This is a genomic window from Halalkalicoccus jeotgali B3 (assembly GCF_000196895.1).
Lineage (GTDB): Archaea > Halobacteriota > Halobacteria > Halobacteriales > Halalkalicoccaceae > Halalkalicoccus > Halalkalicoccus jeotgali.
In genome coordinates this window covers 2610041-2628514 of record NC_014297.1, presented here as the reverse complement: position 1 = coordinate 2628514, position 18474 = coordinate 2610041, and the positions used below count along the sequence as shown (strand labels likewise).

Annotated in this window: 22 protein-coding genes and 1 pseudogene; 14 read left to right on the top strand and 9 right to left on the bottom strand. The window is 67.8% G+C overall.

Translation table 11 applies throughout. The annotated features are described in order from the left end of the window. On the bottom strand, nt 1-2043 hold the full coding sequence (gene lonB, locus HACJB3_RS13795; protein WP_008416292.1) for an ATP-dependent protease LonB: 2043 nt from the start codon (nt 2041-2043) through the stop codon (nt 1-3). A gap of 112 nt (nt 2044-2155) precedes the next feature. Between lonB and HACJB3_RS13790 the strand changes: the two genes are divergently transcribed. Both HACJB3_RS13790 and HACJB3_RS13785 read left to right on the top strand, forming a co-directional pair. Further along, nucleotides 2156-2674 carry a nicotinamide-nucleotide adenylyltransferase gene (locus HACJB3_RS13790; RefSeq protein ID WP_008416291.1) on the top strand — a complete coding sequence of 173 codons (519 nt, stop codon included), beginning with the start codon at nt 2156-2158 and terminating at the stop codon, nt 2672-2674. Then, nucleotides 2671-3444, top strand: a complete 774-nt coding sequence (locus HACJB3_RS13785; protein WP_008416289.1) for an SAM hydrolase/SAM-dependent halogenase family protein — start codon at nt 2671-2673, stop codon at nt 3442-3444. The genes HACJB3_RS13790 and HACJB3_RS13785 overlap by 4 nt, the downstream gene beginning before the upstream one ends. A gap of 22 nt (nt 3445-3466) precedes the next feature. Here HACJB3_RS13785 and HACJB3_RS13780 read toward each other — a convergent pair whose 3' ends face one another. After that, on the bottom strand, nt 3467-4351 hold the full coding sequence (locus HACJB3_RS13780; protein ID WP_008416287.1) for an SDR family oxidoreductase: 885 nt from the start codon (nt 4349-4351) through the stop codon (nt 3467-3469). A 232-nt stretch (nt 4352-4583) separates the two neighbouring features. Between HACJB3_RS13780 and HACJB3_RS13775 the strand changes: the two genes are divergently transcribed. Next, nucleotides 4584-5189 (top strand): trimeric intracellular cation channel family protein, encoded by a 606-nt coding sequence (locus HACJB3_RS13775; RefSeq protein WP_008416285.1) that lies wholly within the window; start codon nt 4584-4586, stop codon nt 5187-5189. A 128-nt stretch (nt 5190-5317) separates the two neighbouring features. Here the strand turns inward: HACJB3_RS13775 and thsA are convergent, their stop codons facing one another. The 4 genes from thsA to HACJB3_RS13755 all read right to left on the bottom strand — a co-directional run bounded on the left by thsA (nt 5318) and on the right by HACJB3_RS13755 (nt 9165). Further along, complete coding sequence (thsA, locus tag HACJB3_RS13770) at nt 5318-6877, bottom strand: thermosome subunit alpha (protein WP_008416284.1); 1560 nt, start codon at nt 6875-6877, stop codon at nt 5318-5320. 117 nt (nt 6878-6994) lie between these two features. Continuing rightward, nucleotides 6995-7954: a glycosyltransferase family 2 protein gene (locus tag HACJB3_RS13765; RefSeq protein ID WP_008416283.1), complete on the bottom strand. Its 960-nt coding sequence runs from the start codon at nt 7952-7954 to the stop codon at nt 6995-6997. A gap of 65 nt (nt 7955-8019) precedes the next feature. Next, nucleotides 8020-8727: a class I SAM-dependent methyltransferase gene (locus HACJB3_RS13760; RefSeq protein WP_008416281.1), complete on the bottom strand. Its 708-nt coding sequence runs from the start codon at nt 8725-8727 to the stop codon at nt 8020-8022. A 39-nt stretch (nt 8728-8766) separates the two neighbouring features. After that, a complete protein-coding gene (locus HACJB3_RS13755; protein ID WP_008416280.1) occupies nt 8767-9165 on the bottom strand; it encodes a PPOX class F420-dependent oxidoreductase in 399 nt (132 codons plus the stop codon). Between the two features lie 126 nt (nt 9166-9291). On the opposite strand from HACJB3_RS13755, the gene HACJB3_RS13750 reads away from it, so the two are divergent. The 6 genes from HACJB3_RS13750 (at nt 9292) to HACJB3_RS13725 (ending at nt 13900) form a co-directional block, all read left to right on the top strand. After that, entirely contained in the window at nt 9292-9567 is a 276-nt protein-coding gene (locus HACJB3_RS13750; RefSeq protein WP_008416279.1) for a MarR family transcriptional regulator, read from the top strand. Nucleotides 9568-9597: 30 nt separating this feature from the next. Continuing rightward, nucleotides 9598-10344: an MBL fold metallo-hydrolase gene (locus tag HACJB3_RS13745; protein WP_008416278.1), complete on the top strand. Its 747-nt coding sequence runs from the start codon at nt 9598-9600 to the stop codon at nt 10342-10344. A gap of 36 nt (nt 10345-10380) precedes the next feature. Beyond that, nucleotides 10381-11094, top strand: a complete 714-nt coding sequence (locus tag HACJB3_RS13740; protein ID WP_008416277.1) for a YkgJ family cysteine cluster protein — start codon at nt 10381-10383, stop codon at nt 11092-11094. 15 nt (nt 11095-11109) lie between these two features. Beyond that, nucleotides 11110-11511 carry a TRAM domain-containing protein gene (locus HACJB3_RS13735; protein ID WP_008416276.1) on the top strand — a complete coding sequence of 134 codons (402 nt, stop codon included), beginning with the start codon at nt 11110-11112 and terminating at the stop codon, nt 11509-11511. 96 nt (nt 11512-11607) lie between these two features. Then, nucleotides 11608-12777, top strand: a complete 1170-nt coding sequence (locus tag HACJB3_RS13730) for an MFS transporter (protein WP_008416275.1) — start codon at nt 11608-11610, stop codon at nt 12775-12777. 37 nt (nt 12778-12814) lie between these two features. Further along, nucleotides 12815-13900 (top strand): glycosyl transferase family 2, encoded by a 1086-nt coding sequence (locus tag HACJB3_RS13725; RefSeq protein WP_008416274.1) that lies wholly within the window; start codon nt 12815-12817, stop codon nt 13898-13900. A gap of 5 nt (nt 13901-13905) precedes the next feature. Here the strand turns inward: HACJB3_RS13725 and HACJB3_RS13720 are convergent, their stop codons facing one another. After that, on the bottom strand, nt 13906-14136 hold the full coding sequence (locus HACJB3_RS13720) for a MarR family transcriptional regulator (protein ID WP_008416273.1): 231 nt from the start codon (nt 14134-14136) through the stop codon (nt 13906-13908). Nucleotides 14137-14209: 73 nt separating this feature from the next. Between HACJB3_RS13720 and HACJB3_RS13715 the strand changes: the two genes are divergently transcribed. The 4 genes and pseudogenes from HACJB3_RS13715 to HACJB3_RS13705 all read left to right on the top strand — a co-directional run bounded on the left by HACJB3_RS13715 (nt 14210) and on the right by HACJB3_RS13705 (nt 17275). Further along, nucleotides 14210-14617, top strand: coding sequence for a DUF7109 family protein (locus HACJB3_RS13715; RefSeq protein WP_008416271.1), 408 nt, complete (start codon nt 14210-14212; stop codon nt 14615-14617). Nucleotides 14618-14640: 23 nt separating this feature from the next. After that, nucleotides 14641-15222 (top strand): NUDIX hydrolase, encoded by a 582-nt coding sequence (locus HACJB3_RS13710; protein WP_008416269.1) that lies wholly within the window; start codon nt 14641-14643, stop codon nt 15220-15222. A gap of 133 nt (nt 15223-15355) precedes the next feature. After that, nucleotides 15356-16133: pseudogene (locus HACJB3_RS18825) on the top strand (DUF7388 family protein). A gap of 44 nt (nt 16134-16177) precedes the next feature. Beyond that, nucleotides 16178-17275: an NAD(P)/FAD-dependent oxidoreductase gene (locus tag HACJB3_RS13705; protein ID WP_008416265.1), complete on the top strand. Its 1098-nt coding sequence runs from the start codon at nt 16178-16180 to the stop codon at nt 17273-17275. Here the strand turns inward: HACJB3_RS13705 and HACJB3_RS13700 are convergent. Both HACJB3_RS13700 and HACJB3_RS20290 read right to left on the bottom strand, forming a co-directional pair. Beyond that, nucleotides 17272-17736, bottom strand: coding sequence for an Hsp20/alpha crystallin family protein (locus HACJB3_RS13700; RefSeq protein ID WP_008416263.1), 465 nt, complete (start codon nt 17734-17736; stop codon nt 17272-17274). The two genes, HACJB3_RS13705 and HACJB3_RS13700, sit on opposite strands and share 4 nt — an antisense overlap. Further along, entirely contained in the window at nt 17733-17891 is a 159-nt protein-coding gene (locus HACJB3_RS20290) for a DUF7559 family protein (RefSeq protein ID WP_008416261.1), read from the bottom strand. Before HACJB3_RS20290 ends, HACJB3_RS13700 begins: the two co-directional genes overlap by 4 nt. Before the next feature lie 73 nt (nt 17892-17964). On the opposite strand from HACJB3_RS20290, the gene HACJB3_RS13695 reads away from it, so the two are divergent. Beyond that, entirely contained in the window at nt 17965-18456 is a 492-nt protein-coding gene (locus HACJB3_RS13695; RefSeq protein WP_008416260.1) for a metallophosphoesterase, read from the top strand. The last annotated feature ends 18 nt before the right edge of the window (nt 18457-18474 follow it).

The window sequence follows — 18474 nt, the reverse complement described above, 5'->3', positions numbered from 1 at the left end:
CTACTGCGGCGTCGGCGAGCCGCTCGGGACCTGCCGATCCCGTTCGAGCGCGGTCGTGATGTTCTTCAGGCGGTCGACCAGCCCGTCCTTTTCGGGTTCGCCGACCAGTGCGATCTCGAGCACCTCGCTGATGTGGCTGACGGGGACGACCTCGACCTGTTCTTCGTATTCGTCCTCGATCATCACGTCCTGTTCGTTGGATTTGGGAATGATCACCGTATCGATACCGGCCTTCGCGGCGGCCTCGATCTTGTGGGTGACGCCGCCGACGGGCAGGACGTCGCCCCGGACCGACAGCGAGCCGGTCATCGCGACGTCCTGGGCGATCGGGATTTCCTCCAAAGCGCTGATCACTGCTGTGGCGATCGAGATCGACGCCGAGTCGCCCTCGACGCCCTCGTAGCTCTGGAGGAACTGGATGTGAACGTCCAGTTCGTTGATGTCCTGGTTGGTGAACTTCTTGATGATCGCCGAGACGTTCTGAACCGACTCCTGGGCGATCTCCTGGAGCTTCCCGGTCGCGATGACCTCGCCGTGGCCCTGGGTGACCTCGGCCATGATCGGCTTGACGATGCCGCTGTCGTCGCCCATCACCGCAAGGCCGTTGACGCGGCCGACGACGCCGCCCTCGTTCATCGTCATGTCGTAGTCGCTGTAGCGCTCGATGTACGTGTCGGCGAGTTGCTGTTCGATCGAGCGCGAGCGTTTCTTCGCCTGCAGGACGTGATCACGGGTGGTGAACTCCGCGTCCTCCGCCCGGGCGATGTCGCCTGCGACCCGAACCAGCCCGCCGAGGCTCCGAAAGAGAAGCGTCAGGTGACCCTTGCGCCCCGACCGGCGCTTGGCCTCGAGGATGACCTCCTCGACGGCCTCGCGCGTGAAGTGGGGCAGCCGCCCGTCGTTTTCGACCTCTTGGGCGACGAACCTCGCATATTTGCGGCGCATCTCGGGGGTGTCCTCGATGGTGTCGTCCATGAACACCTCGTAGCCGTAGCCCTTGATCCGCGACCGCAGTGCAGGATGCATGTTCTCCAGTGCGTCGCGGTTCCCGGCTGCGACCATGATGAAGTCACACGGGACCGGCTCGGTCTGGACCATCGCACCCGAGGAGCGCTCGGACTGGCCAGTAATGGAGAACTCGCCCTCCTGGATCGCGGTCATCAGGTGTTGCTGGCTGCGGACGTCGAGCGTGTTGATCTCGTCGATGAACAGCACGCCGCGGTGGGACTTGTGGATCCCACCCGCTTCCACGCGATCGTGACTCGGCGTCTCCATCCCGCCCGACTGGAACGGGTCGTGACGGACGTCGCCCAGCAGTGCGCCGGCGTGGGCACCCGTTACGTCCTCGAAGGGCGCGGTGGTGCGGTCGGCGTTGTTGATCAGGAGGTTCGGGATCATCGCGTCGCTGCCGCGGTTCGCGTACTTGAACGCGAGGTAAATGATCGCGGCGGCGATGATCCCAAGCAGGATGTTCCCGATGAACAGCGAATATCCGAGAATGACGATGATGATCAGCCACATGAGGATCGTCCGCATCGTGTTTCGCTTGCGGGCTTCCTCCTTGTGGGCGTCGACGATCTGATCGCCCTTTCCGGCGGGCACTGTCCTGACCTTCGGCTCGTTGCCGTCGTCGGGATTGTGGTAGATCAGGACGTCCTGGAGGTCCTCGTTCGGGAGGAGCTGGGTCATCGCTTTCGCCAGCATCGACTTGCCCGTCCCGGGCGAGCCGATCATCAGGATGTGTCGGCGCTGTTTGGCGGCCTTGCGGACGATCTCCTGGGCGTGATCTTGGCCGATCACCTGATCGACCAGCTTTTCGGGGACCTTGATGTCCTCGGTCGACTCGACTCGCAACCCACCCAGCAAGTCGTCGTCGTCCTCGGAGATCTCGGCGTCGAACTCGACATCGACGTCGCTGCCGAACCCGCCACCCGAGTCCTCGGGCGTGGACTCCTCCTCGACGTCGTCGGGCCCGGGGTCGTGGTCCGACGACTCGCTCGCCCCGTCTACGGGGCGATCTTCGGTGTCTCTCTCGTTGCTCATAGAATCTGGTCGCTGATGAAAACGAAGGTTGCGCAACTGATATACTTTCTCCCTGCCGTTGGGCGGACTCGCTACGCTTTTGGTGGCACGTCCTGTCGGGTTCGACAGGACGATGACACGGGGGTTCTATATCGGTCGGTTCCAGCCGTACCACAACGGTCACCACCGCATGGTCGACCGAATCGCGAGCGAGGTCGACGAACTCGTCCTCGGGATCGGCAGTGCCGGCGATTCACACTCCAGGCACGATCCCTTTACCGCCGGCGAGCGCATCATGATGATCACCAAGTCGCTCGTCGAGTACGATCTGGTGACCTACGCCGTCCCCATCGAGGACCTCGATCGCAACTCCGTCTGGGTCAGTCACGTCCAGAGCATGAGCCCCGACTTCGAGGTCGCCTACTCGAACAACCCCCTCGTGATTCAACTCTTCGAGGAGGCGGGCGTCGAGGTCCGCCAGTCCCCGATGTTCAACCGCGAGGAACTCGAAGGGACGGAGGTGCGAGAACGCATGATCGAGGACGAGGACTGGGAGAGTCTCGTTCCCGGACCCGTCACCGACGTGATCTCCGAGACCGACGGCATCGAGCGCATCCAGCGGGTCAGCGAGACCGACGCCAACGGGATATGATCACGCTCGCCTCCGATTTCGGTGAGCCGTACCCCGCGGCGATGAAGGGCGTCCTGCTCTCGCGCACCGACGCCCAACTGGTCGACGTCGCCCACAACCTCCCTCGACAGGAGCCCCGCACCGCCGCCTTCTGGCTCCGTGAAACCCTGCCGTGGTTTCCCCCGGCGGTCCACCTCGCGGTGATCGACCCCGGCGTCGGAACCGACCGGGCGGCGCTCGTCGTCCGGGCCGGCGAGAGCGCCCTCGTGGGACCGGACAACGGCGTCCTCATGCCCGCAGCACGCGAACTCGGCGAGCCTGAGGTGTTCGCGATCGACCCCCACCACGGGGAATTCCCCGCCACCGGCGGCGAGGGGAGCACCTTCGACGGCCGGGACGTTTTTGCACCTGCTGTCGCGGCGGTCCACGAAACCGGCGTCGACGAGTTGGAGGGACTCGGGTGGCTCTCGGCGCTCGACGACCCCGAGGAGCTTCGCTTCCCCGAACCCGACCTCCGGGGCCGGGAGGCGAGCGGTGAGGTACTGGTCACCGATCGTTTCGGGAACGCGATCACCAACATCCCCGGGAGCCTTCTGGAGGACCGTTTCGGCGATGAGGTCGCCGTCAACGGCACCGCCGTCCCCGCAGAGCGGAGCTACGCGGGTGTCGAACCCGGCCACCGGCTGGTCACCGTCGGCAGCCACGGCAACGTCGAGCTCGCGGTCAACGTCGGCCGCGGCGACGACGCCTTCGGTGTTGGCGTCGGCTCCGACGTGACGATCTCGTTCTGAGCGAAGCGTTTCGCTTACTCACTTACCCGCCGATGATCGACCCGCCGTTTATGTGGAGCGTCTGGCCGCTCATATAGGACGAATCCTCGCAGGCCAGATAGACGTACGCCGGGCCGAGTTCGCTCGGCTGGCCCGGCCGGCCCATCGGGACGTCCCGGCCGAACTCGGCGACCGCCTCGGGGTCGAACTGGCCGATCGTCGCCGGGATGAGCGGCGTCCAAATCGGCCCCGGTGCGACCTGATTGACGCGAACCCCTTCGCCCGCGAGTTGCTGGGAGAGCGAGCGGGTAAAGGCGACGATCGCACCCTTGGTCGTCGAGTAGTCGACCAGGGTGTCGTTGCCCTTGAACGCGTTTATCGAGGTCGTGTTGACGATCGTATCGCCGTCCTGCAGGTGGGGCAGCGCCGCCTTGGTCATGTAGAAGTAGCCGTGGATGTTCGTTGCGAACGTTTCCTCCCACTGCTCGTCGGTGATGTCGGTCAGATCGGTCTTCACGACCTGGACCGCCGCGTTGTTCACCAGGACGTTCAGATCACCGAGCTCCTCGACGACCTCCTCGACGGCCACCTGGCAGAACGCGCTGTCGCGGACGTCGCCCGCGATCGTCAGGCTCTCTTGGCCCTCGTCCTCGACCATTTCAGCGGTCGTCTCGGCGTCGGCCTCCTCGTCGAGGTACAGCACGGCGACGTCAGCCCCCTCTCGGGCGAAATGCACCGCGGCCGCGCGACCGATCCCGCTGTCCCCGCCGGTGACGATCGCGACGTTCCCTTCGAGTTTGCCGCTGCCCTCGTAGTCCTCGCGGATGAACTCCGCGGGCGGTTGCATCTCGCTTTCGAGGCCGGGCTGGCGGTCCTGTTCCTGGGCCTCGATCGCCGCTGCCTTCTCGCGGGCTTCCTGACTGGTCATGACCCGCGATACTCCTGGTTCGCTGTTGAGGGTGTTCGTTGCGATGGAAGGCTCATTCGGATCGCCGCTACCGGTGCGTTTAGAGCCCACGGGCTCGGTCGTCCCCGGGCTTTCGCCCATCGCCCTCGCCGGCTGGCGGATGACCGGGGTGGATTCGTGATCGGGCGCTCGCCTCGGGTGGTCAGTTCGTACCGAACGGGTGATTACGCGGGGCCGATTCGACACCGACTGCATGAGCGACGCCTTCGCGCTGATGAACGTGATCGGGCTGCTCGCCTTCGCGATCGTCGGCTCGCTCAAGGGCGCGGAGGCCGATCTCGATCTGTTCGGGGTCGCAGTCCTCGGGGTTCTAACCGCGCTCGGTGGCGGGATCGTCCGCGATACGCTCGTCGGGCGGGTCCCCCTCGCGCTCCGCGCGACGACCGACGTGCTGGTTGTGCTCCTCGGCGTCGCGCTCGCGCTCGTCCTCATCCGACGGTTCGGCGACCTCCGCGAGCACCCGCTCGTGGTGCTTCCCGATGCGGTCGGACTCGCCGCGTTCGCCGCGACCGGCGCCTCGGTCGGCTACGAGGCCGGCCTTACCCCCTTCGGGATCGTCGTCCTCGCCACGCTGACCGCCGTCGGCGGCGGCAGCCTCTGTGATCTCTTACTCACCCGTGTCCCGGTCGTCCTCCGCGAGGACTTCTATGCGACGCCCGCCGTCGTCGGCGGCGTGGTCTTCTGGATCGCCGTCTCGATCGCTATCCCCGTCGGAACCGCGACGCTCGGCTGTGCCGGGGCGGCTCTCGTCCTTCGCCTGCTCGCGCTGCGTCGGGGCTGGCGGCTGCCGACGGTGTAGCGGTCCTCCGTTGCACCCGTGAGCGGCGCAGGCGCGAGCGGCTTTTTTAGTGCAGGTTTTTGCACCGAGTGGTGTCCGAAGCACGCGAAGCGTGTGAGGACACCCGAAGTGTAAAAAAGTGCGTGCGCTCAGTCGGCGGCGATGATGTCGTCGATGCGGACGATCATCGTCGCGGACTCGGTGGCGCTCTCGACGGCCTCGCGCTTGACGGCGGCGGGGTCGAAGACGCCCTCCTCGATGGGGTCTGCGACCTCGCCGGTCTGACCCTTCGAGATGATCCCCGCCCGACCGCTAGAATCGTACTCGGCGCGCAGGTCGACCAGCGCGTCGATGGGATCCATGCCGGTGTTGCGCGCCAGCGTCCGGGGCAGGACTTCGACGGCGTCGGCGAAGGCCTCGACGGCGAGCTGTTTGCGCCCGGAGATGCCGGCGGCCTCGCTGCGGACTCGTTCGGCGATGGCGATCTCGGTCGCGCCCGCGCCGGGGACGATCCCGCCCGAATCGAGCGCGGCGGTCACGACGTCGAGCGCGTCGTCGAGCGCGCGTTCGAGCTCGTCGACGACGTGTTCGGTGCCCCCACGGAGGAACAGCGTGACGGCCTCGGCCTCGGCACCACCCTCGACGAACGCGAGCTCATCGTCGCCGTACTTCTCGACGGCGGTCGATTCGGCGTGCCCGAAGTCCTCGCTGTCGAGGTCCTCGAGGCTACCGATCCGTTTCGCGCCGACCGCTCGCGCGATCGCGCGGGCGTCCTTGTTGCCGACGTTCTCGAAGGCCAGAATGCCGGCCTCCGCGAGCGCGCTCGCGACGCGGTCCTCGATGTCGTCGGTAACGAAGGCGACGTCGACGCCCGCCGCCGAGAGTTTCTCGGTGTAGCCCCGAAGCTCGCCCTCTTCTGCCTCGATGGCGGCGTTGAGCTGGTCGATATCGGTGATGTTGTACTCGGCGTCGATGCTTGCTTCTCGGACGCCGAGTTCCATGTCGAGCACCGCAACGGTCGCGTCCTCGACCGAGCGGGGCATGTTGTCGTTTGCGGGCTCCTCGTCGACGATGACGCCCTCGACGAGTTTCGTCGCGCTCGACGAGCCGCCGACCTGGGGCTGGACGCGGATCTCGTCACGCGCGATGCCCTCGTCGGTTCGGACCTGCTTGACCGTCTCCACGACGATCTCCGCGAGCCGTTCGGCGCCGATGTCGCCGGTGCCCTTGCCGGTCATGCTGGATTCAGCGACCGCGCGGAGGTGCTCGTCATCGAGTTCGCCCTCGACGGTGATCTCCTCGATCGCCTCCTGGGCGATGCGGGCGGCCTCGTGATACCCCTCGACGATCGTCGTCGGGTGGACGTCGTCCTCGAAGAGGTCCTCGGCCTGTGCGAGCAGTTCGCCGGCGAGCACCGCGGCCGTCGTCGTCCCGTCGCCGACCTCGTCCTCCTGGGTCTGGGCGACCTCGACGATCATCTGGGCCGCGGGGTGCTCGATGTCCATCTCGTTCAGGATCGTTGCCCCGTCGTTGGTGATGACGACCTCGCCCGAACTGTCGACGAGCATCTTGTCCATCCCGCGCGGGCCGAGCGTCGTGCGTACGGCCTCGGCGACGGCCTTGCCCGCCGCGATGTTCGAGGACTGTGCGTCCTTGCCCTGCGTCCGGGAGCTGTCGTCGTTGAGAATGAAGACCGGCTGTCCGCCCATGCGCCGCTGTGATGCTTGTGACATATGTACTCCTCAGATAGGGGTCGTTAGCGGTTCTATATAATAGTTTCTATTCTTTACATCCCTGATAGGACGTGACAATCCCCTCCGGCGGGGTTATCGCCAGTCGTACCGTTCGATCGCCCGATCGCGTCGCCCGGAGATCCCGTGGGGGTTTCGCCGCGGCGTTCGGTCACTCACGCGTGCCCGCAGGCCGTCTTTCAGCCCGACGAGCGTGTTTGCCGTCACCGCGCTCCCGCCGCCGACCCACGCGGTGGGCCGCACGCTTCCTCGGAGAACGCTCCGTGCGGAGGTGACGCCGTCGGCGGCCGTATGGCCGACCAGCCGCCGAAGCACCGTCGGTCGCGGACCGTAGTTCTTCGCGAGCCGGTAGGCCAACGCCCGGTACTTGAGTCCCCAGCGCTGGCTGGCCTCGCTGCCGATGAAGCTGCTGGCCCGGTGGACGATCCGTGGGTCGGTGTCGTCCCCGCCGTCGGTTTCGACCCCCTCGCGGACGCCCATTGCCGACTGCCAGCTCACGGCCCGGCCCTGACCCGCGAGCCGGTGGGCCAGATCGCGTGCCCCGCCGGTCTCGAGGTACTCGTCGAACCCGTCCAACTCGTCGAGGACCGCCCGGGTCAGCGCGACGTTCCCGCCGTTGAAGTAGGTGACCTCCCGCCCGGCGATGGTCCGGCGTTCCCGGGCTTCGGTGGTGTGGCCCCCGCGGATCGGCCGGTGGGTCGGGCCGGTGACGGCGTCGATGTCGTTGCCGGCGATCCCGGCCTCGATCGCCCCCGCCCAGCCGTCCTCGATACGGTGGTCCTGATCGAGCAGCGCCACCACCTCGCCGCTCGCGACCTCCAGGCCGGCGTTTCGCGCGACGTTGATGTTCCGGTCGGCGATCTCCACGAGTACGTCCACGTCGGGGCGCTCGTGGACCATGCCGCTCGTGCCGTCCGTCGAGGGTCCGTTGACGACGATGGTCTCGACGGCCGGCAGGCGCTCGCGGAGCGCGTCGAGACAGCCCACGAGCTGTCGCCGACCGTTCAATGTCGGAACCACGACGGACAACTCCATACCACCGGATACCGCGCCCGAACACTAAAAATACGGTGGACCGACACCTGTCGAACTATAGATAGCTAGCTGACACGAGCGCTCCAGTAGGAAACGGACGGGAACTCCCCGAGGAACTCGGTGGCGCGAAGCTCCGACTCGATCCGGTAGAACCCGTCGGCCAGCGCGCGCGGGATCGCCCGGTACAACCCGTAGGGCAACAGGAAATCGTGACTGGAGTCGGCCAGTTTATAGCCCGTCCGGTCGAGCATCGCGTGGACGTCCTCGTCGGCGTACAGCCGCGATCCCATCGGCAACAGCCAGTTGTAGATCGAGCGCGTACTCGGCGTGTTGAACGTATCGAAGACGAGTCGTCCATCGGTTACCCGACGGATCTCCCGGAGGTACCGATCCGGGTTCGGGATGAGGTGGAAAAACCGCATCGCCAGCACCGCGTCGAAGTGACCGTCCGGAAACGGTAGGCGGGCGGCGTCACCTCGGACGAACTCGACGCGTTCGGAGAGACCCGCCACCCGCGCCTTCTCGCGCCCCTGAGAGAGCATCGCGTCCGAGATGTCGAGGCCGACGACCTCCGCACCGCGGGCGGCGAGCATCGCGGTGAACCGACCGGTCCCACAGGCGATCTCGAGGACCTTCTTGCCTTCCAGATCGCCAAGCGCGGAGCTGACCGCCTCCTTCTCGCGGCGGTCGATCAGCCGGCCGCCCCTGGAGAACCGCTTGTCTTCGTACTCCTCGGCGACCTCGGCCGTCTGGTACCACTCCTTGCCCTTCACGGTTTCACTACTTCGGTCGGGGGATAAAATCCTACTGAATCACTGGCCCGTGACCACCCGCTCGGGGCGGATCTTGACGATGACGCGCGGCTCGTCCTCGGCGTCGTGATAGGGGTACTCCTCGACGTCCATGTACCGGCGGGCCAGCGAGTCGATGTGCTCGACGGCGCCGTCCTCGGTCACCTCCGCGACTTCCCCCCGGATCGAGAGGTACGTGTAGGGGTCCTCGGGGTCGAGGATCGAGAGGCCGACCTTCGGATCGCGCGTCAGGTTGCGTTCCTTTTGGCGGCCCCGCACCGTGTTGATCAGGACGTACTCGCCGTCGTAGTCGACCCAGACCGGCGTCACCTGCGGGGTGCCGTCGTCCATGAGCGTCGCGACGTGTGCGAACGTCTTCCGGCCGAACAGCCCCTCGTACTCCTCGGGGATCGATGCCATACCCCCGATTGGACCGACGGGCCGAAAGCCGTTCCTCAATATGACAATTATACTCCTTAGTGTGTCTATATTGTTTTCATATAACTATAGCCAATGTTTACCACGGGTCCCGCGCGATAGTCGCCCATGAGTACACGCGCGGACGGCCTGAGCGGGACGGAAGCGGTTCTTTCGGAGGAGGAGTACACCGAACGGCTCGTCGAACTGCCGCCGAGTGCCAAACTCGTCGCGAAGGTCCTCGAGACGGACGCGCCGCTTTCACAGGGCCGACTCGCCGAGGAATCGCTGTTGCCCGACCGAACCGTCCGCTACGCGCTGAACCGGCTGGAGGAAGTCGACATCGTCGCCTCGCGCTATAGCTTCCGGGACGCGAGAAAACAGGTCTACTTCCTGCGCCGGTAGGTTCTCGATCCGGCGCGACCAACTCCGTGTATGGACCTCGACCGGTTCTCGGTCCCGACGCCCACGCGCGCGCCGACCGGGACGACCAACGCCTACCGGGTGGGCGATCTCCTGATCGACCCCGCGACCCGCACCGACGCCCTCGACGCCGCCGCCGAGTCGGCGAGCCACGTCGCCGTGACCCACACCCACCCGGACCACGTCGGGGCGATCGCCGAGTACGCCGACTCGCGGACGGTATGGGTTCTGTCGGGCCACGAGGCGCGCTTCGAGGAGGCAACCGGCGTCGCCCCCGACGCGACGTTCTCGGCGGGCGATCGTCTCGCCGGCCTGACCGTCCTCGAGACCCCCGGGCACGCCCCCGATCACGTCGCCTTCGTGATCGACGGGGCGATCGTCTGTGGCGACCTGGCGATGGCCGAGGGGAGCACCTTCGTCGGCGGCGACGGCGCCGACATGACGCGGTATCTCGACTCGCTCMGACGGCTTCGCGACCGCGACCCGCGAACCCTCTATCCGGGCCACGGCGAGGTGATCGACGCGCCGGCGCGACGGATCGACTGGCTGATCGAGCACCGTCTGGAGCGCGAACGCCGAGTTCTGCGGGCGATCGAGGCCGGAAACCACGGGATCGAAACGATCCGCGAGGCGGCCTATGAGAAGGACCTCGCGGGCGTCGAGGACCTCGCGACGCTGACCGTCGAAGCCCATCTAGAGAAGCTCACCGCCGAGGGTAACATCGAGTGGGACGGCGAGCGCGCCCGAACCCGGCCCTGACGACGGGCTTTTGGGCCATCGGAACGAGGACTCACCGTGGAATCGCTGGAATCGGAACTCGAACGCGCCCGCGACCTCGAGGTCGGCGAGCTCGCGGACGCCATCGAGTCGATCGGCTTCGAGTGTACCCGGTGTGGGGCCTGCTGTACGAGTGAGGCCGACGAGCCCCACACCGCGACGGTGTTCCCCGACGAGGTACGAGAGCTACGGGACGCGACGGAGTCACGAAGCGACGAGCCCGCTCCTGACGCTCGCTCACAGCGATCGCGAGACTGGCGCGACGTCGCCCGACCCATGCCCTACGGGCTCGACGACGGCGAGGGCGAGACCTTCGAGTGGGCGCTGCAAACCGACGGCTGTGGGGACTGTACCTTCTACGCCGAGGACGAGGCCGGGGTCGGTGCCTGTACCGTCCACGGGGATCGGCCGCTGATCTGTCGGACGTATCCCTTCAGCGTCGCGCTCGGCGGGACCAGCCAGCCGATGGGCGAGGCCGTGGACGGGGAGGGAATGGTCCGTGCCCACGAGTGTGAGGGGCTGGGCCGTGACATCTCGCGTGAGGAGGCCGAGGAGCTGGCGCGTGCGCTCAAAGAGCGGGCGGTCCGCGAACTCGAGGAGGCCATCGGGGTCCGCGAGAACTATCGGCCCGTGGAGGGATCGACGGTGGTCTACGATTCGGAAGGGCCGAAACGACCGGATGGAAGCGCCGTCGGTGCCGACACTACTAATAGGGGCGACACCCACGATTAGCGTGGAGATCTCTCCATGCAAATCTCTGATAAACTCCTGTGTCTGTTCAACGCCGAACTCGCCGAACGCGACGACGAGTACGTCGTCCGGATCCCCGAAAGCGAGGTCGAAACCGGGTCGATCGAACCCGGCGAGACCTACCGCGTCGCGCTCATCTCCCGCGAGACCGAACGCGAGGGGACCGATACCTCCACGAAACGGCGCCCCTCGAGCGAACCCCAACCCCCCGTCGAGGAGGGCGAGATCCGCTACGTCGAAATCGAGGACATCGGCAAGCAGGGTGACGGGATCGCCCGCGTCGAGCGCGGGTACGTCATCATCGTCCCCGGTGCCGAGATCGGCGAGCAAGTGAAAGTCGAGATCAGCGAGGTCAAGTCGAACTTCGCGGTCGGCGAGATCATCGAGGAATCGATCTAACACCTACCCGGTCGGTCCCCATTGTGGGGACCGGTTCCCCGGCAACTCCGGCGCGTTCCGAAAGGGTTGCCCCCCATCCCCGTCTCCGTAGCGACAGTGGCACCGACCCGCCTGTTCGTCTCGCTGTGCTCGATGGCGTTTCTCATCAACCTCGTGCGCGTCGTCTACGCGCCCCTGGTCGAACCCCTGCAGGCGGCCTTCTCGGTGGGCCCGGGCACCGTCGGCCTGCTGGTGACGCTCGTCTGGACCGGTAGCGCGCTGCCCCGGATCCCGATCGGCTACCTGCTGACCATCGTCCCCCGTCACCGGGTCGTCCTGCTGGCGGGGGCGACCCTGACGGGGTCGTCGCTGTTGGCGACGTTCGCGGACTCGATTCTCACGCTCGCGGTCGGCACCTTCCTGATCGGTACCGCCACCAGCGGCTACTTCGTCGCCGCGAACCCGCTGATCAGCGAACTCTATGCCGGGCAGGTCGGCCGGATGCTTGGGATCCACGGCACCGCGACCCAGCTGGCGGCGGTGATCGCCGCACCGCTGGTGAGCCTCTCGCTGCTGGTCTCCTGGCGGGTCGTCTTCGCGCTTGTCGGGATCGCGGCACTCGGCGCGACCGCCGTGCTCTACCGGATCGCGAGACGGACCGAGTTCCCCGCCGCCAGCGGCGTCGACCGCGATTTCGTCGGTGCGATCCGGGCCCAGTGGCGCCTCATCGCGCTCGGGGTGTTGGTCTTCGGCGCGACGAGCTTCCTCTGGCAGGGGCTGTTCAACTTCTATCCCTCCTACATGGAGACCGCCCGTGGGTTCGATCCGGAACTGGCAAGAAACCTGCTGACGGTGGCCTTCGCCGCCGGCGTGCCCGCCTTCTGGATCAGCGGCCGGCTCGTCGACCGCCTGCCGACGGTACCGTACCTGCTCGCCGTCATCGCCTCGTTCGCCGCGGGCGTGTTCCTGTTGACGCTGACCGAGGGGCTTCTGGGTATCGTCGTCCTCAGTGCGCTGATCGGCTACGTCATCCACAGCATGTTCCCCGCGGCCGATACCTTCCTGCTGTCGTCGTTTCCCGACGAACACCGCGGGGGCGCGTACGCCACCTTCAGCGGCGGGATGATGTTCGGGCAGGCGCTGGGAAGCTGGTTCGTCGGGGCGCTCGTCGAGTACGGGATCGCCTACGACGTGCTCTTCCAGGGGCTCGCGCTCGGACTCGGGGTCCTCCTGTTCGCGTTCACCGTGCTGGGACTCGCGGGTCGCCTCCCCGTCGCGATCGCGTAACGGCCCGCTTTTACCCGCTCGCCCGAAGGGTCGCTCGATGGAGTACGTCCAAGAGCGGATTGCGACGGTCCACGACCTCACCGGTCGCGTCCCCGACGCGCCCGTCGACCGGGCGGCCGTCGTCGTCCCCATGACCGACCGCGAGTACGCCGGGCTGGCTCCCGAGCGCACGCTCTCGGCGCTCGAGGACGTCGACCCCGCCCGCGTGATCGTCCCGATCCGCGCGCCCGCCGACCGCGTCGAGTCGTTCGTCGCGTGGCTCTCGGGGTTCGACCTTCCGCTGACCCCGCTGTGGTGTAACGCACCGGCCGTCGAGGCGCTCCTCGACGGGGCCGGGATCGACGCTCCGGCGGGCAAGGGACGGGACGTCTGGCTCGGGCTGGGGCCGGCCGCCCGCGAGGAGTTCGTCGCGCTCCACGACGCCGACGTGAAGAACTACGACGCCTCGCAGGTCCCCCGGTTGCTCGCGCCGCTCGAGGAGTTCGACTTCGCGAAGGGCTACTACGCCCGCGTCGAGAACGACCGGCTCTACGGGCGACTGTTCCGGCTGTTCTACGAGCCGCTGGTCGCCGCCCTCGCCGTGCGCCACCCAGAGCCGATCCTCGAATACCTGGGCGCGTTTCGTTACGCACTGGCCGGCGAAATGGGGTTCACCTCGACGGTCGCCCGCCGGCTCCGCCCCGAACCCGCCTGGGGGCTCGAAACCGGCCTGCTCGGGGAGGCCTTCGGGACCGCCGGATTCGGGGGCACCGTCCAGGTCGATCTCGGGGTCCACGAACACGACCACCGCGCGGTCAGCGGCGAGACGGGCCTGGCGGGGATGAGCGAGCACGTCGCCGGCGCGCTGTTTCGCGTGCTCGACGAGCGGGGGATCGACCCCGAGTTCGAGACGCTCGCCGAACGCTATCGGGAGGTCGCGGAGCGATTTCTCGCGGGCTACGCCGCCGACGCCGCGTTCAACGGGCTGGCGTACGACCGGGCGGCAGAACGCTCGCAGGTCGACGCCTACGCCGAGGCGATCTCCCCCGCCGAGGGCGACGACCGACTCCCCGCGTGGGCCGACGCCGATCTCGATCCCGGAGCCGTACTGGACGCGAGCGGACGGGCGATCGACGCGCTCTGAGCGGGCTACCGGCGCTCGCGCCCGAGGCGATCGGCCATCTGCTCGGCGCTCGAATCGAGGCGCGGATCCTCGGCGAGGCGCCACTCTCCATCCTCGCGTCTGACCCGCCCCGCGCGCTCGAGGTCCTCGAGGCGTCCGGCGACCGCGGCGTGTTCGGCCCCGAGGACGGCGGCGATCCGCCCGGCGCTCGCGGGTTCGACCTCGCCGAGCGCGGCCAGGAGTGCGGTGTCGTCCATAGCGGGGACAGGGACGAGGGGAACAAAGCCGTTGTGTCGGGGGTTCTTCACCGCGGCGCTCGATAGGCGGCCCATGCTCACGGACGACGAACTCGCGGGGATCTGTGACCTCTTCGGGGCACTGACGCGCGAGGAACTGGCTCGCGCACGCTCGGAACTGGCCTTCCGGCGCGACGAGGAAGCCGGTCCCGAGGGGCGCATCGAGGCGGCGCTTTCGACGTACGCACTGGTCGAACACGACGGGCTGGTGCTTGCGGGACCCGCCGCGTTCCCGACGCTGCCCGAGGGTGCAAGCGACCTGCCGCACATCCTCGAGGCTCCCGACCGCGAGGTCGACCGCGAGGCGGCAGGCGAGGCGGTGCTGGCGGCGCTGGCGGCCGAGGAGGACACCGAGCTGGCACGGGAGGTGAGCTACGATCTGGAGGCGTGGGCGCCGGTCGACGCGAGTGCGGTCCGTGAAGGCGAGCAAGAACGGCTATAATCCACGAGCCGATAGAACCACCAATGGACCTCAGTCGGGTCGCCGGACGGGAGCCGCGACGGGTCACGGGCGAGGAGCGCGAGGCGGCGGTGCTCGTTCCGGTTGTCCGTCGGGCCGAGGGACCACACGTGCTGTTTACCAAACGGGCCGAGGACCTCTCGGATCACCCGGGCCAGATGAGCTTTCCCGGTGGCGGACGCGAAACGTACGACGCGGACATCTACGCGACCGCGCTGCGGGAGGGACACGAGGAGATCGGCCTTCGCGAGGAGGAGGTCGGGTACGTCGGCCAACTTGACGACATCCGCACCGTAACGGAGTTCTCGATCACGCCCTTCGTCGTCGAGATTCCCGACCGGACCTACGAGCCCAACGACCGCGAGGTCGCGGAGATCGCCGTCCTCCCGATCGCGGGGCTCGTCAACGACGCGAACCACGAACTCGAACGCCGCGAGCACCCCTACTACGGCGAGATCGTCATCCACTACTTCCGCGTCGGTGGCTACACCGTCTGGGGGGCAACCGGACGGATCGTCGTCCAGTTTCTCGAACTCGTCACCGACTGGCGCGCACCCGAGCGCCTCGATCCCGAATCCTACGGATAGAGCGAACGACACGCTTTTGCGGCCCAGTCTCCCTACGAGCGGATATGACCGCACCGACGCCGACACGACGACCCGCGCGGGCCGCGGGGAATCGCGGTTCCCTCCGACCGTGAACGGGGTCTCGGAGGAGGCGATGCTGACCGGAACGCCGGTGGACGCGACGGGCCTCGACGCCGCCGCACTCAAGCCCGCCGAGTGCGACCCCGCCCGCGGGCTCGATCTCCCCGTCGGGACGGTCGTGATCGACTACGAGGGGCGCGAGCACCTCCCCGATTCGGACGTGCTCGAAACGCTCGCAAGCGAAAAGGAGGTCTACCTCACGACGCCAGTCCGGGCCGACGGGTTCGACCCGCTTGGCGACGACTCGCTGCTCGACGGGATCCCCGAGGGTGTCGACCGGGTGCTCGTCGCGGGCCACGGTGCCTATCTGAGCGAGGACGAACGGAACAAAGCGCTCGCACCACGACTCGGCGCGGCCGTCGAGGGAGCGTCGGGGGCGTGGGTCGGCACCGAGGGCGTCGAGCGCCTCGCGCTGGCGACCGGCGCGACCCAGTTCGAACTGCTGGGCCGTTCGACGACCCACGACATCCGGGCGCTCCGGGCCGCGGGCTTCTCGGGGGAGATCGCCGTCTACGCCCCGACCGTGTTGACCGACGCCCCTGAGGCGGTGCTCGACGCGCTGGGTGCCTACGTCGCCCGTAGGCGGCCGGTCGCCCGCGCGCTGCCCGAGGGTGCGCCGACGGACGCGAGCGCGACCCGGCCGCGCCCGCGAGGTGTTGCTCGCGGCCAGCGGCGACTTCGCGCTCGTCGGTACCCCCGAAGCGGTCGCCGAGCAGGTCGCGACCCTGCGGGAGGCGGGCGCGGACACGGTCGTCGGCTATCCCGCCCGCGGGATCGGTACGTTCCTGTAATCCGTCGGGACGAGAGTCAAGTACCCGGCGTGCGGACGGGGCCCATGGAACGGATCGCGGTGATCGGCGGCGGGGCGGTCGGACTCACGGCCGCGGCCGACCTCGCGAGTGCCGGCGAGGACGTGACCGTTTTCGAGCGCGGCGAGGTCGGGTCGGGAAGTACGGGCCGGGCGGCGGGCGTACTGTACGACGCCTATGCCGAGGACGTCGACGCGCGGATCGGGCGGCGGGCGATCGAGCGCTTTCGAGCGTTTTCGGGCGAGCGCGGCTTCGCGTTCCACGAGACCCCCTACGTCTGGTTCGCCCGCGCGGACGACGACCGGCGGGCCGAGGCGATCCGCGAGCAGGTCGCCGGGATGCGCTCGCACGGGATCGACGCCCGGCTGCTCGACCGGACGGCCCTCGCGGCCCTCGCCCCGGCCATCGCGACCGAGGACGTCGGCGTGGCCGCCATCGCCCGGAACGCGGGCTGGACGGACCCGTCGACCTACGCCGAGGCGATGGCCACAACGGCACGCGCGGCGGGTGCCGAGATCAGGACGGACACGCCCGCGGCACTCGCGGAAGGCGGGATACGGGCCGACGGCGGGCGCGAGCGCTTCGAAACGGTGGTCGTCGCGGCGGGCGCATACACGAAACGGGTCCTCGAAAACGCCGGCCACCGGATCGCGATGAAGCCCTACCGGGTGCAGGCGCTGACGACCGCCGAGACCGTCGAGACGTCGATGGGCTACGACGCGAGCGCGGGGTTTTATTTCCGCCCCCATCCCGACGGGCTGCTCGTTGGCGACGGCACCGAGGATGTCGAGAGCGATCCCGACGAGTGGACCCGCGAGGCCGACGGGACGTTCGTCTCGTCGGCGCTCGAACGGGCGAGCGAGCGATTCGAAAGGGAGCTGAGCGTCGCGCGGGCGTGGGCGGGGCTGTGTACCGCCACGCCCGACGGAGATCCCCTACTCGGCTGGCTCGCCGAGGACCTGTACGTCGCGACCGGCTGGCAGGGCCACGGGTTCATGCGCGCGCCGGCACTCGGAGAGCTCATCGCTCGCGAGGTGCGTGGCGGTCCCGGGATCGAGGCGTTCGATCCGACGCGCTTTACCGGCGAGGAGGAGTTCCCGATCGTCGAGGGGATGGTCCTCTAGACCGGGGTGTCGTCGCTTCGCCCGTCGGGTTCGGCGTCGATCGATTCGGTGTCCTCGATCGTGACCGTCGTGGCGTCGCTTTCGCCCTTGGGGATGCGCACGTGGAGTGTGCCGTTTTCCTTCAGCGTCGCGGTAGCGGCCTCAGCGTCGATGGCGGCGCCCTCGGGGAGCCGGACGCTGCCGTCGAGCGAGAGCCCCCGGCCGGGCAGGCGCATCTCGAACCCGTCGTGGAACTCGCGAAAGCGCTCGAGTCGGACGAGCACCTCGCCGTTCGAGAACCGGACCTGGACGTCGCCACTGGAGACCCCCGGTGCGTCGAAGACGGCGAGGTAGGCCTCGTCGCTCTCGAGGAGGTCGGCCGCGAGTGGCCGGGACTCCTGGATGCGACTCGAGACCCGCCCGACACTTTCTGCAACGTGGTTGCCGACCGACTTACCGATCTCCCAGACCTTCATGCTCATAGTTCGACGGCTTCGAGACAGTCGACCCCGCCGCAGTACGGACACGCGAAGTCCCCGACGCCGACGTCGTCGGGCATGTCGTAGGTGTAGTGGAGTTCGAACATGTCGAGTTCGCAGTCGTCGTCGGTGCAGACGACTTCGAGGGTCGCGGGCATGCAAGCGTGTAGGGTCGCCGCGATTATCAATGCCGTGGGTAGGGCATAAGTCGCCGCGGGCCGATCGGTCGGTATGCGAGTCGGGATCATTGCCGATACCCACGACAACGTCGCGGCCGTAGAGCGCATGACCGCCCTGTTTCGCGAGGCAGGTGTCGAGACGCTGCTTCACTGTGGAGACTTCGTTGCCCCGCCCGTGCTCCCCTTTTTCGAGGGGTTTTCGATTCACGGCGTGCTCGGGAACAACGACGGCGAGGTCGCGGGTCTCGAGGCGGGCTTCGAGGCGATCGGGGGCGAACTCCACGGCCGGTTTGCCGCCCTCGAACTCGGCGGGAAGCGTTTCGCAATGCTCCACGGCGAATCGAAGGCGGAGATCGAAGACTACGCCGAGTCGGGCGAGTACGACTACGTCTGTTACGGTCACCACCACGAGCGCGAGGAGCGGCCGGTCGGCGAGACGACTGTGATCAACCCCGGCGCGCACTTTCCGACCGTCCCCGACGAGCACCGGACGGTGGCGATCGTCGACACCGCGGCGGACGAACTCGAGTTCCGTCGGGTGTAACGGCTTTTGTCGCTCGGG